At 59.7% G+C, this 12,789-nt stretch carries 10 protein-coding genes; 5 read left to right on the forward strand and 5 right to left on the reverse strand.

The window, feature by feature from the left end; translation table 11 throughout:
- Nucleotides 1-172: 172 nt before the first annotated feature.
- Nucleotides 173-802 (reverse strand): response regulator, encoded by a 630-nt coding sequence (locus tag ACXPVS_RS02720; RefSeq protein WP_458508544.1) that lies wholly within the window; start codon nt 800-802, stop codon nt 173-175.
- A complete protein-coding gene (locus ACXPVS_RS02725) occupies nt 803-3,202 on the reverse strand; it encodes a PAS domain-containing sensor histidine kinase (RefSeq protein ID WP_458508545.1) in 2,400 nt (799 codons plus the stop codon).
- A 73-nt stretch (nt 3,203-3,275) separates the two neighbouring features.
- Here ACXPVS_RS02725 and ACXPVS_RS02730 point away from each other — a divergent pair, with 73 nt between their 5' ends.
- On the forward strand, nt 3,276-4,268 hold the full coding sequence (locus ACXPVS_RS02730) for an alpha/beta hydrolase family protein (RefSeq protein ID WP_458508546.1): 993 nt from the start codon (nt 3,276-3,278) through the stop codon (nt 4,266-4,268).
- A 7-nt stretch (nt 4,269-4,275) separates the two neighbouring features.
- On the opposite strand, the gene ACXPVS_RS02735 is transcribed toward ACXPVS_RS02730, so the two are convergent.
- The 3 genes from ACXPVS_RS02735 to ACXPVS_RS02745 are packed head-to-tail and all read right to left on the reverse strand — an operon-like array spanning nt 4,276 to nt 6,732.
- A complete protein-coding gene (locus tag ACXPVS_RS02735) occupies nt 4,276-5,043 on the reverse strand; it encodes a TerB family tellurite resistance protein (protein WP_458508547.1) in 768 nt (255 codons plus the stop codon).
- A gap of 1 nt (nt 5,044) precedes the next feature.
- Nucleotides 5,045-5,716 carry an N-acetylmuramate alpha-1-phosphate uridylyltransferase MurU gene (gene murU, locus ACXPVS_RS02740; protein WP_458508548.1) on the reverse strand — a complete coding sequence of 224 codons (672 nt, stop codon included), beginning with the start codon at nt 5,714-5,716 and terminating at the stop codon, nt 5,045-5,047.
- Nucleotides 5,713-6,732 carry an aminoglycoside phosphotransferase family protein gene (locus ACXPVS_RS02745; RefSeq protein WP_458508549.1) on the reverse strand — a complete coding sequence of 340 codons (1,020 nt, stop codon included), beginning with the start codon at nt 6,730-6,732 and terminating at the stop codon, nt 5,713-5,715. The genes murU and ACXPVS_RS02745 overlap by 4 nt, the downstream gene beginning before the upstream one ends.
- Nucleotides 6,733-6,862: 130 nt before the next feature.
- Between ACXPVS_RS02745 and ACXPVS_RS02750 the strand changes: the two genes are divergently transcribed.
- From ACXPVS_RS02750 to rsmA, 4 genes are read left to right on the forward strand one after another with little or no spacing between them, the layout of a single operon-like run.
- Nucleotides 6,863-9,664, forward strand: coding sequence for an LPS-assembly protein LptD (locus ACXPVS_RS02750; RefSeq protein ID WP_458508550.1), 2,802 nt, complete (start codon nt 6,863-6,865; stop codon nt 9,662-9,664).
- A complete protein-coding gene (surA, locus tag ACXPVS_RS02755) occupies nt 9,645-10,961 on the forward strand; it encodes a peptidylprolyl isomerase SurA (protein WP_458508551.1) in 1,317 nt (438 codons plus the stop codon). Before ACXPVS_RS02750 ends, surA begins: the two co-directional genes overlap by 20 nt.
- Nucleotides 10,958-11,947 (forward strand): 4-hydroxythreonine-4-phosphate dehydrogenase PdxA, encoded by a 990-nt coding sequence (pdxA, locus tag ACXPVS_RS02760; RefSeq protein WP_458508552.1) that lies wholly within the window; start codon nt 10,958-10,960, stop codon nt 11,945-11,947. The genes surA and pdxA overlap by 4 nt, the downstream gene beginning before the upstream one ends.
- Nucleotides 11,944-12,762: a 16S rRNA (adenine(1518)-N(6)/adenine(1519)-N(6))-dimethyltransferase RsmA gene (gene rsmA, locus ACXPVS_RS02765; RefSeq protein ID WP_458508553.1), complete on the forward strand. Its 819-nt coding sequence runs from the start codon at nt 11,944-11,946 to the stop codon at nt 12,760-12,762. The genes pdxA and rsmA overlap by 4 nt, the downstream gene beginning before the upstream one ends.
- Nucleotides 12,763-12,789: the final 27 nt, after the last annotated feature.

Consider the following 12,789-nt stretch of genomic DNA (forward strand, 5'->3'; position numbering starts at 1 on the left):
GAATGGCCTCAGCGAGATGGAAGGTTGGGGGTAGGGATTGCCCTACAAAGATGGCGGGGATGAATAGGGGCAGCGGCAATCTTGAAGCGGCAAGCCGCAAGAACGGGCAAAAGTGGCTTTGCAGGATGTCGTAAATGGGCATGCGATCACTCTCCCCGTGGGAACAGTGTTCTTAGAGGAGTTTGTGCTCCATGGCGTACTTCACCAGTTCCGCCAGGGAAGTGATGTTGAGTTTCTGCATCAGCCGTGCCTTGTGGGTGCTGATGGTTTTACTGCTCAAGGCCAGTTGCTGGGCGATGTCGTTGACGTTGGCGCCCTGGGCCAGGCGTTCGAACACCGAGAACTCGCGCTCGGACAGCAACGCGTGCAACGGCCGCGAATCGGTCAGGCCGACTTCGAAGACCATGCGATCGGCCAGGTCCGGGTCGATGTAACGCCCGCCCGCCGCGACCTTGCGGATGGCCGTCAGCAGCAGCGCCGGATCGCTATCCTTGGTCGCATAACCCGCAGCGCCGACCTTCAACGCACGGGCGGCCATTTGCGCTTCATCGTGCATGGACAACACCAGAATCGCCGGCGGATTGTTCAGCGCGCGAATCCGCGGAATCGCCTCCAGCCCGTTAACCCCAGGCATGGAGATGTCCAGCAAGACCACTTCGCAGGGAACATGGCGCAAGGTCTCGAGCAGTTGCTCGCCATTGCTCGCCTCCCCTACCACCAGCAAATCCTTGGCCAGGCCGATCAATTGCTTGATGCCTTCGCGGACGATGGTGTGGTCTTCGGCTACCAGTACACGGATCACTTACTTCTCCTCATCCAGCGGCACTCGCACGCTCAGGGTCGTGCCTTCACCCGGTTCACTCTCAAGGGACAATTGCCCGCCCATGATCAACACTCGCTCGCGCATACCGACCACCCCGAAGGATGTTGACCTACCGGTGGAGGGGACAAATCCTACGCCATCATCGCTGACGATCAGACACAACTCGCCCCCTTCCAGTGCCAATGTCAGTTCGACAGTATGCGCCTGGGCATGGCGCATGACATTGGTCAGCGCTTCCTGAAGGATCCGGAACAGGCCAATTGCCTTGGCGTCACTGAGCCTCGGCAGATTCTCCGGCACCTGCACCAGACACGGAATCTGCGTGCGCGCCTCGAATCGGCGGGCCTGCCACTCGATGGCGGAGGCGATCCCGGCGTCGAGAATCGGCGGGCGCAGTGCCGTGGCGACATCGCGAACCAGTTGGAACAGCTGGGCGATCAAGCGCTTCATGCTGTTCAAGCGTTCGTTCAGTCCGGGGTCGAGCTGGGCATAGGCCAGCTCGCACATGGAGGTTTCCAGTTTGAGCACGGTCAACATCTGACCCAGTTCGTCGTGTACTTCCCGGGCGATGCGGGCCTTTTCCTCTTCCCGCACGCTCTCCAGGTGCGCGGACAACTCACGCAACTGCTCGCGGGAGCCGGCCAGTTCCAGTTCGATGCGCTTGCTCTCGCTGATGTCCCAGACGATCCCGTCCCAGACATAGGCGCCGTCTTCGAGCCGGCGGGTGATGGCCTTGATCTCGGCCCAGCGCTGTTCGCCGGATCGGGTGAGAATCCGCCCCTGCCACGACCAGTCACTGTCGGTGTCCAGCGCATGGTCCTGGGTTTGGTGATAACTGGCCTTGTCGTCTGGATGCACCAGGCTGCGCAGGCCTTTGTCGCGATGGGCCAGGGTCGCCGGTGCGTAACCCACCAGGCTCTCGCTGCCTTCACTGATGTAGGCAAAATCGATCTGCCCCGTCACCGGCGCCCGCTCCAGACGAAAGACCAGTCCTGGAACGTTGGCGGCGATCCCTTGCAGACGCGCGTCGCTTTCCTGCAACGCGGCCAATGCTCGGCGACGCTCGGTGACGTCGTTGAGGTAAACCACCAGGTATTCGCCATCGCGAAACCGCAAAAAGCTCAGCGAAACATCCACCGGCAAATTGCTGCCATCCGCCCGTACGCAGCTGGTTTCAAAACTTTGCGGGCCGTCCTCACTGGCTCGGGCGCGTTTCCACAGGTTCAGCCAGCGGTCCATGTGCAAGCCGGGCTCGAAGTCGATCAGCGGCCGGTCAATGATCCCGCCCGCCAGATAACCCAGCATGGTTTCCGCCGCGCAATTGGCGTAGCGCACATGGCTGTCCCAGTTGACCCAAAGGATGCCGACGGTGCTCTGGTCAATGGAAAACTGGGTGAGGCGCAAGGCTTCTTCGCTGGCGGCACGCAGGGCAATGTCCTCGCGAGCTGCCAACAAACGATGTTCAAGGCTGTGCTGCTGCCGACGCTGCCAGAACACGATGGCCATGCTGCTCAGCATCAATACCGTCAACAGCAGACAGAGGTTTTGCCAAAAAACCGGGGAGTCGGTCAGCCGCGGGTATTTGGGTTGCAGCCATTGGTTGTGCAACTGTTCCAGGTCCTTGGCCGGGATCGCACGCAACGCGCTTTCGACGATGCCGGCCAGTTCCGGCCAATCCCGGCGCGTGGCCACCCGCAACAGTTGCGGCAGGCCGATATCACCGACCACCACCAGCCCGGCAAACTCAGGTTCGGCGGACAAGCGCCCCAACTGCGCTTCGTCGACCACGGCGTAACCGGCCTGCTGACTCAATAACAGCTGCAGTGCCTGGCGCTCGATCGGTACGCCTTGAAGGTTCAGGTGCGGGTAATTGCTGCGCAGGTAATCGGCGGTGGCGCCGGGCATGCGCACGGCGACGCGGGTCTGGCTGTCGAGTTGTTCCAGCTCTATCACGCCGGTGCGTTTCTGGTCGCTGACCACCAGTTGCGGCACCCGCATATACGGGTCGGAAAACTGCCAGAGCCGCAGGCCACCGGGGGTTTGGGTCAGCCCCGGAGCGATGTCGATTTCACCCTCGCGCGCGGCGGCTTCCAGTTGCGCAAGGTCGGGAAAGTTGCGCCAGCTCAGCTCGATTTCGAGCGCCTTGGCCAGCCACTTCATCAGTTCGACATTGACCCCGGACAAACGCTGCAAGCGGCGATCGTATTGGGCGTAGGGCATCTGCAACACCAGTCCCACGCGCAATTCGCCATGCTGCGCCAGCCATTGCTGTTGGCCCGTGGACAATTGCGCGATGTGCACCGGTGGCGCGGCAGCCGCCCAGCCCATTAAGGGAAACCATAAACAGCCGATAACCCACAGGCAGCGAAAACGCATCATCGAAGTCTCACACACTGACAAATACTGACCAACCCATTAGGCTGCCGGAATAACTTCTGGCCTGGAATATCCGATGCCCCCTGTCTACCGCCTGGCACTGCCAGCATTGTGCCTGTCGCTGATCCTGCCTTGCGCCTTTTCTGTCGAAGCCGCTGACCCGGCACCGGCCACTACGCAAACACCCGCCGAAGAAACACCGGTCGAGCGCCAACCGCTGCTTGAGCGTAGTCAGGAAGAAGCGTCTGCACTTGAACGACAGATTCCTGCTCAGGAACAGCAGCAACTGCAAGCGGGCAACGAGACGTTTCTGGCATTGTGGAAACCGGCCAATACCGCTGAACCCAAAGGCGCGGTAATTATCATCCCGGGCGCCGGCGAAACCGTTGACTGGCCGCAAGTAATAAGTCCATTGCGACATAAATTGCCGGACGCCGAGTGGAGCAGCCTGAGTATCACCTTGCCGGACCTGCAAAGCGATGCCATTGCGCCACGTATCGTCGAAGTGGCACCCACACCAGAAGCCCCTGACGCCGGCAGCAAAGACTCGACCACCGCCGCGCCCATCGAGCAAGTGGCGGGCGGTGAAGCGGAGGTGGCGGACAAGGCGATCGCCGACACTAGCGAGGAACAGGCCACCGCAGACGCCGAACGAATCTTCGCGCGCATCGACGCCGCCATTGCCTACGCCGAACAGCAAAGCGCTCGCAGCATTGTCGTGCTGGGGCATGGCACTGGCGCTTACTGGGCCGCACGCTACCTCAGCGAGAAGCAGCCCTCGCAAGTGGAGAAGTTTGTGATGGTCGCCGCTCAGATGCCGACGAAAGCCAAACCAGAACTGGTCGAACTGACACCGACCTTGAAGCTGCCCACCGCAGACATCTTCTATATGGACAAGCGGCGGGACCGCAACCTGGCGCTGGAACGCTTGCAAGCGAGCAAACGGTTGAACACTTCGGGGTTCAGTCAGGTCTCGCTCAAGGCATTGCCGGGTAATTCCAAGGCTGAGCAAGAGCAACTGTTCCGTCGGGTGCGGGGCTGGTTGAATCCACAGAACGCGGTGAACTGATAGACCGCTACCGAAAATCCCGTCGCTCGCGAATCAATGTGTAGGCGCTATGCAGTTCGCGAGTCTTGTCAGTGGCTTCGCGCACCTGCAGCTCCGTCGCACCGCTGCCGGCGATCTTGTCCGGGTGATGCCGACTCAGCAGGCGTCGATAAGCATGCTTGATCTGCGCCGGCTCGCTGGTCGCCGAAACGCCCAAAAGCCGCAGAGCATCTTGATAGGTCAGCGCACTGCTGGCCTGTGCAAACTTGTGCTGCTCATAATCGGCCGATAGCGCCTGCACCTGTCGTGTCGTCCAGCCCAGCCATTTACCCCACTGCCTGATCAGCTCTCGTTCCGCACTGCCGGCGCGACCATCAGCCCAAATCATCCGCCAACAGGCGCGCAAGACGCCTTCGGCCGCATGGGGCTGAGCGCTCAAGCGGCGCAAATAACCGCGCAACCGGTCATCTCCCGACTTGCCGCGATTGAACGCGGCAATGGCCCGACGCTGGGCCAACTCGGTCATTTCCAGCGAACGCATTTCCTGACGGGCCTGCTGAATGTGGCCTTCCACCACCCGTCCATCGCTCTTGGCCAGCCGTCCCAGCAGCACGAACAGCAGTTCATCGTTGCGCAGCACCGAGCGGCCACCGAGCTTTTCTCGCAAGTGCGCCAAGCTCTGTAAGTGCAAGTACCGATCCAGCACCTGCCCTAACAAGGCGCCCAGCATGGCCCCCGGAATGCTGGCGATGTAAAACCCCACTCCGGCTCCGATCAGAGTCCCTGGCCACAGCATGTCAGCGTCTCGCTTCTAACAGGGTTTCGACTTCAGCCAGACGTTCGTGAGTGCCAACATCTACCCAATGTCCGTTCAAGCGCTCGCCGGTGACTTGTCCAGCAGCCATAGCCTTGCGCAGCAGCGGCGCAAGCTTGAAGGCACCGGCGGAGCAACCGTCGAACAGCTGCGGGTGCAGCACCGCGATGCCGCTATAGGTCAGGGTTGCGGTGTCCGGTTGACCATCGCGGACTTGCCCGTCGATCAGACTGAAATCGCCGGCCGGATGATGGGCAGGGTTGTCCGCCAACACCAAGTGCGCCAGCCCGGTGATGGGTTGGTGCAACACGCTGAAGTCGTAGTCGGTCCAGATGTCACCGTTGACCACCATAAAGGCCTCGTCACCCAGCAACGCCAGCGCGCGGAAAATCCCGCCTCCGGTTTCCAGCGGCTCACCTTCCGGCGAGTACTGAATACGTACGCCGTATTGCGAGCCATCACCCAGATAGTTTTCGATCAGTTGGCCGAGCCAGGCATGGTTGATCACTACCTCGGTAAACCCCGCCACCGCCAACGCTTTCAAGTGATACTCGATCAACGGTATACCGCCCGCGCGAACCAGCGGTTTCGGCGTGGTCAGGGTCAGCGGGCGCATGCGCTCGCCTTTTCCGGCGGCCAGAATCATTGCCTTCATGCATTCGCTCCAGCACGCAGACTCAGCAGTAACACATCCAGCTCGGCCAATTCAGGACGGCGGGCGATCACGGCGTCTATATAAGCAAAGAAGCGTGGCACATCGCCAAGATAGCGCGGCTTGCCGTCGCGGTGGCAGATGCGGGCAAAGATGCCGATTACTTTGAGGTGCCGCTGCACGCCCATCAGGTCACTGGCACGCAGGAAATCTTCGAAGTCGGGCTGAACCGGGATCCCGAGATCGCCCGCTTGCTGCCAGTAAGCTTCCAGCCAACCGCGCACACGCGCCTCGGGCCAGCTAAGGAACGCATCCTTGAACAGGCAGGTCACGTCGTAGGTCACGGGACCATAGACGGCGTCCTGAAAATCCAGCACACCGGGATTGGGCTCGCTGAGCATCAGGTTGCGCGGCATGTAATCGCGGTGCACCAGCACTTTAGGCTGGGCCAGTGCGCTGTCGATCAATAGCTCAGTCACGTTCTGCCAGAGTATTTGCTGCGCCGAGTCGAACTCGATGCCCAACTCGCGCTTCACGTACCAATCGGGGAACAATTGCAGCTCGCGTCGCAGCAGCGCCACGTCATAACTTGGCAGTGGTGCAACCATCGGCAACTGCTGAAAAGCCAGCAGCGCTTGCAGGGCATCCTTGAACAAATCGTCGGCATTTTCGCTGTCGATCACGTCCAGGAAAGTCTTGCTGCCCAGGTCATTGAGCAAAAGAAAACCACGATCAAGGTCTTCAGCATAAATTTTCGGAACATTTATTCCGGATTTCGCTAGCAAAAAAGCGATATCCACGAAGGGTTTACAGTTTTCCTGGGGCGGTGGCGCGTCCATTACGACGAAGCTTCTGCCCTCGCCTTCCCAGCGAAAATAACGTCGAAAACTCGCATCGCTACTGGCCGCGGTCAACGTGGCCGGGGGTACGGCCCCCCAACCCTGTTCTGCAAAGAGGGCAGCCAATTGCTCGTCGAGCCAAACTTTCAGGTGTTGCAAACGTACATCTTGGTCAGGCATTGCAAGGGTCTCCGACGGCGCTAGCCGTCAAGCGGGTCATGCTTTATTATCCAGCATCTTTTTCAGACCATCGAGAGGCGTGCGGCCCACACCGCGGGCAGATGGCACGCAGGAAGCCCGGACTAATAAGATGGCATTGAAATCCCCCGCGTTTCGTAACAAATTTCCGTTGTTGGTTACCGGCAGTCTGCTGGCCCTGCAACCTCTAGCCACTTCGTTCGCGGTCGCCGCGCAACAGTATGACTGCTCAGTCTCTGCTTCGGGAGCCTGGAACTGTGCGCCAAAATCTCCCGCATCTGCGCTGCCACCTCGCCCCGTCCATGACGGCAGTGCGGCGGTAAGCACGAGCGGCGAGACTCCGGCTGGCAGCGACTCCAGTCAAGACACTGGCGCCAAGCCTGTGCTGGTGACCGAATCCAAGGGCCGTGGCCTGAAGTCGCGTAGCGAAGACTACAGTCACCTCGATTGGATTCCGCGCGAGAAGCTCACAGCAGCGCAACTGGCCGAAACCGGTCCTTACTGCGCTGGTTCCTATATCGAACCGATTCGTCCTGGCATGAATGACAAGACGAATAAAAGTGACGCTCCGACCTTTCTCGGCGCCAAAGCCTCTCGCTATAACCAGGACGAGCAGGTCGCGACCCTGGCGGGTGACGTCGTCATGCGTCAGGGCAGCATGCAGATCGAAGCCGACGAAGCTTACCTGTACCAGGCCGAGAGCCGTGGCGAACTGAGCGGCAACGTCCGTGTTCGCGACAACGGCGCACTGATCGTTGGCGACCACGCCGACGTGCAGCTCGACACCGGTGAAGCCAAGGTCGACAACGCCGAATACGTGATGCACAAATCCCGTATCCGCGGTAATGCGCTGTACGCCAAGCGTGCCGAGAACGCGATCATCCGGCTCAAGGATGGTACGTACACCACCTGCGAACCGGGCAGCAACGCCTGGCAGCTTAGGGGCAACAACATCACCTTGAATCCGGCCACCGGTTTCGGTACCGCGACCAACGTGACGCTGCGGGTCAAAGACATTCCGATTCTGTACACGCCATACATCTATTTCCCGATCGACGACCGTCGCCAGTCCGGCTTCCTGCCGCCGACCATCGGCACCGGCAGCGATACCGGCTTCATGCTGGTCACACCGTATTACTTCAACCTGGCACCGAACTACGATGCCACGTTGTACCCGCGCTACATGAGCAAGCACGGGCTGTTGATGGAAGGCGAATTCCGTTACCTGACCCCGTCCAGCGAAGGTCAGTTCGGCGCCGCGTACCTCAACGACGAAGACACCGATCGCAGCGGTCAGACCGATTACCAAAAAAACCGCTACATGTATAACTGGCAGCACAAGGGCGGTCTCGACTCCCGTGTTCTGACACAAGTCGACTACACCAAGCTCAGCGATCCGTATTACTTCCAGGATCTGCAAACCGATCAGATCGGGGTAAAAAGCGCCGACTTCGTGAACCAGCAGGGTTCTGTCACCTATCGTGGCGACAGCTACACCGCTCGTTTGAATGCACAGGCTTACCAGCTCGCGACCGTTTCGGACATCACACCGTATGACCGCTTGCCGCAGATCACTTTCAATGGTCAGCTGCCGACTCACCCTGGCGGCCTGAACTTCGACTACGAGACAGAAGTCGTACGCTTCGACCGTGATCTGAAGAACGGTAACTTCGTAAACGAAGATGGCACCACTGAAACACGTCTTGATAACAACGTTACGGGACTGGCACGCGCCAACGGCGACCGTTTGAATCTCAAACCGGGTGTCAGCCTGCCGTTGGACTGGACTTATGGCTTCGTGAAGCCATCGCTCAAGTACCAGTACACCCAGTACCAATTGGATCTGGACGGTACCGGCAAAAATCAGATTGATGCGCAAACCGCGGAGCAGCAAAAGCTCAACGGTACTTTCAGCAGCAACCAGAACCGTGGCGTGCCAATCGCCAGCATCGACAGCGGCCTGTACTTCGATCGCAACACCCAATGGTTCGGCAAGAATTATCGCCAGACCCTCGAGCCGCGCCTGTTCTACCTGTACGTACCGGAAACGGATCAGGAAGACATTCCGGTATTCGACACCAGCGAATACACCTTCAACTACGCATCGCTGTTCCGTGACAACCGCTTCTCCGGCTCCGACCGCGTCGGCGACGAGAACAAACTGTCTCTGGGCGTAACCAACCGCTGGATCGAAGACAACGGCTTCGAACGTCAACGCATCAGCGTCGGCCAGGCGTTGTACTTCAAGGATCGTGAAGTTCAGTTGCCGGGCATCGATGCAAAAACCCGTGACGATGCGCAGGCTAATGTCTCGCCTTATGCACTGGAATACGAATATCGCTGGAACCGCGATTGGCGCACCACGGCCGATTACAACTGGGACCCGGACAGCCGCAGCCCTCGTTCGGGCAGCGCGATGTTCCACTACCAGCCTGAAGACAACCCGAACAAGGTCATCAACGCCGGCTATCGCTATCGTAATGACCAGGTCCGTTACGACCAGAACACCGGTAAGTGGCAAGTGGGCGGTGGTGACTACGGCACCCCAGGCCAACCTGGCTACGTGAAGGACTACTACAAGATTCAGCAGCACGATTTCTCGGTGATCTGGCCGATCGTGCCGCAATGGAACGCTATCAGCCGCTGGCAGTATGACTACAACCGTAACCGTACCCTGGAAGCTTTCGGTGGTTTCGAGTACGACAACTGCTGCTGGAAACTGCGCCTGATCAACCGTTACTGGGTGTCGTATGACGAGTTCAGTCAGAACGCCCCGGAAAACGAAAAAGGCGACCACGGCATCTTCCTACAAATTGTTCTGAAGGGACTCGGCGGCCTCACCGGCGCCAAAGTAGAGAGCTTCCTCGACAAAGGCATCCAAGGTTATCGTGAACGTGAAGACCAAGCTTTCTGATTGTCTGCGCCCGCTGATGCTGGGCGCGCTGTTCCTGGGTACCGCGGCGAACGCCGCGGTGCAGTCCATCGATAAAGTGGTGGCCATTGTCGACAACGACGTGGTCATGCAGAGCCAACTGGACCAGCGCGTTCATGAAGTTCAGCAAACCATCGCCAAGCGCGGTTCTGCAGTACCGCCGGCCAACGTGCTGGATCAGCAGGTACTTGAACGACTAATTGTCGAAAACCTGCAACTGCAGATCGGCGAACGTTCCGGTATCCGCATTACCGATGAAGAACTGAACCAGGCTGTCGGCACCATTGCCCAGCGCAACAACATGTCCGTGGATCAATTCCGCGCGGCCCTGACTCGTGATGGCCTCTCTTATGAAGACGCCCGTGACCAGATTCGCCGCGAGATGGTCATCAGCCGTGTGCGCCAGCGTCGTGTGGCCGAGCGTATCCAGGTGTCCGAGCAGGAAGTGAAAAACTTCCTCGCTTCCGACCTCGGCAAAATGCAGCTGTCCGAAGAGTTCCGCCTGGCCAACATCCTGATTCCTACGCCGGAAAGCGCCAACTCCGACGCGATTCAGAATGCAGCCAAACAGGCCGACGCGGTTTACCAGCAGCTCAAGCAAGGCGCTGACTTCGGTCAGTTGGCAATCGCCAAATCCGCCAGCGAAACCGCGCTGGAAGGTGGCGACATGGGCTGGCGTAAAGCCGGTCAACTGCCACCTCCGTTCGATCGCATGTTGAGCACCATGGCTGTCGGTGACATTACCCAGCCAATGCGCACGCCAGGCGGCTTCATCATCCTGAAGATCCTCGACAAGCGTGGCGGTGAAACCCAGGTTCGTGATGAAGTGCACGTACGTCACATCCTGGTCAAACCCAGCCCGATCCGCGACGAAGCAAAAACCAAGGCTCTGGCTGAGTCGCTCTACTCTCGCATCGAAGCGGGCGAAGATTTCGGCGAACTGGCGAAAAGCTTCTCGGAAGACCCGGGTTCCGCCCTTAACGGTGGCGACCTGAACTGGATCGACCCAAATGCGTTGGTGCCTGAATTCCGCGAAGTGATGGCCAAGACCCCGCAAGGTCAGCTGTCCAAGCCATTCGAGACCCAATATGGCTGGCACGTTCTGGAAGTCATTGGCCGTCGTGCCACTGACGGCACCACCCAGGCCCGCGAGCAGCAAGCAATGACCGTATTGCGTAACCGCAAATATGACGAAGAGCTGCAAACCTGGCTGCGTCAGATCCGTGACGAAGCGTACGTAGAGATCAAACTCCCTGGTGCAGACCAGGCAGCACAGTGAAACCCAAACGTTTCGCGCTGACACCCGGCGAGCCGGCCGGCATAGGTCCCGACCTGTGCCTGCTGCTCGCCTCGCAAGCCCAGCCACATCCCCTGATTGCCATTACCAGCCGCGACCTGCTCCTTGAGCGGGCCCTGCAGCTGGGTGTGGTTGTCGATTTGCTGCCGGTCATCCCGGACAACTGGCCGGATATCCCCGCGCCGGCCAACAGCCTGTATGTCTGGGATACACCGCTCAACGCCAAGGTCACCGCCGGGCAACTGGACAAGGCCAACGCGGCTTTCGTTCTGGAAACCCTGACCCGAGCTGGCCAAGGCTGCCTGGACGGACATTTTGCCGGCATGATCACGGCCCCTGTGCACAAGGGCGTGATCAATGAATCCGGGATCGCCTTTTCCGGGCACACAGAATTTCTCGCCGACCTGACCCATACCGCACAAGTGGTGATGATGCTCGCCACTCGCGGATTGCGTGTGGCGCTGGTCACCACTCACCTGCCGCTTCGCGAGATTGCCGATGCGATCACGCCGGAGCGTCTGGAACGGGTCACGCGAATTCTGCACGCCGATCTACAAGAGAAATTCGGCATTGCCCAGCCACGCATCCTCGTGTGTGGACTCAACCCCCATGCCGGCGAAGGCGGACACCTGGGCCATGAAGAAATCGACATCATCGAACCTACATTAGAGCGCCTGCGCGGCGAAGGAATGGACCTTCGTGGCCCCCTGCCCGCCGACACTCTGTTTACCCCCAAGTATCTGGAGCACTGCGATGCAGTGCTGGCGATGTACCACGACCAGGGCCTGCCTGTGCTGAAATACAAAGGCTTCGGTGCGGCAGTCAACGTGACCCTCGGCTTGCCGATCATCCGCACATCGGTCGACCACGGCACTGCCCTGGACCTGGCCGGCAGCGGCAAAATCGATACCGGCAGCCTGCAAGTCGCCCTGGAAACCGCCTACCAGATGGCCGAGACCCGTTTATGACCGAGCATTTCCAACACCGTGCGCGCAAGCGCTTCGGCCAAAATTTCCTGCACGATGCCGGCGTTATCGACCGCATCCTGCGCGCCATCCACGCCAAGCCCGAAGACCGTCTGCTGGAAATCGGCCCTGGCCAGGGTGCGCTGACTCAAGGCCTGCTTAACAGCGGTGCCCAGTTAGACGTGGTGGAACTGGACAAGGATCTGATCCCGATCCTTAACCAGCAGTTCGCCGCCAAGAGCAATTTCAACCTGCATCAGGGCGACGCGCTGAAGTTCGACTTCACCAGCCTGAACGCCGCGCCGAACAGCCTGCGGGTGGTTGGCAACCTGCCGTACAACATCTCTACGCCGCTGATTTTTCACCTACTGCATAACGCCAGCCTGATTCGCGACATGCATTTCATGCTGCAAAAGGAAGTGGTCGAGCGCATGGCAGCAGGCCCCGGTGGTGGTGACTGGGGTCGCTTGTCGATCATGGTTCAGTATCACTGCCGGGTTGAACATCTGTTCAACGTTGGTCCAGGCGCGTTCAATCCGGCTCCCAAAGTTGATTCGGCGATCGTGCGCCTGGTACCCCACGCGGTGCTGCCGCATCCGGCCAAGGATCACAAGCTGTTGGAGCGTGTCGTGCGCGAAGCCTTTAATCAGCGCCGCAAGACCCTGCGCAACACCCTCAAGCTGCTGTTGAGCAACGCTGAAATCGAAGCCGCCGGCGTTGATGGCAGCCTGCGTCCCGAACAACTCGATCTGGCCGCCTTCGTGCGCCTGGCCGACAAGCTCAGCGAACAAGTCCTACAGACGCCCGCCGCCGACTGACAAGCAATGAGCGTTATCGGGTAGGAC

This window comes from Pseudomonas sp. Ma2-10 (genome assembly GCF_054330215.1).

What these genes read in the sequence shown, in the direction of transcription:
- ACXPVS_RS02725 (WP_458508545.1), bottom strand. Translation starts at nt 3,202, where the DNA reads ATGATGCGTTTTCGCTGCCTGTGGGTTATCGGCTGTTTATGGTTTCCC.
- ACXPVS_RS02730 (WP_458508546.1), top strand. Translation starts at nt 3,276, where the DNA reads ATGCCCCCTGTCTACCGCCTGGCACTGCCAGCATTGTGCCTGTCGCTG.
- ACXPVS_RS02735 (WP_458508547.1), bottom strand. Translation starts at nt 5,043, where the DNA reads ATGCTGTGGCCAGGGACTCTGATCGGAGCCGGAGTGGGGTTTTACATC.
- murU (WP_458508548.1), bottom strand. Translation starts at nt 5,716, where the DNA reads ATGAAGGCAATGATTCTGGCCGCCGGAAAAGGCGAGCGCATGCGCCCG.
- ACXPVS_RS02745 (WP_458508549.1), bottom strand. Translation starts at nt 6,732, where the DNA reads ATGCCTGACCAAGATGTACGTTTGCAACACCTGAAAGTTTGGCTCGAC.
- ACXPVS_RS02750 (WP_458508550.1), top strand. Translation starts at nt 6,863, where the DNA reads ATGGCATTGAAATCCCCCGCGTTTCGTAACAAATTTCCGTTGTTGGTT.
- rsmA (WP_458508553.1), top strand. Translation starts at nt 11,944, where the DNA reads ATGACCGAGCATTTCCAACACCGTGCGCGCAAGCGCTTCGGCCAAAAT.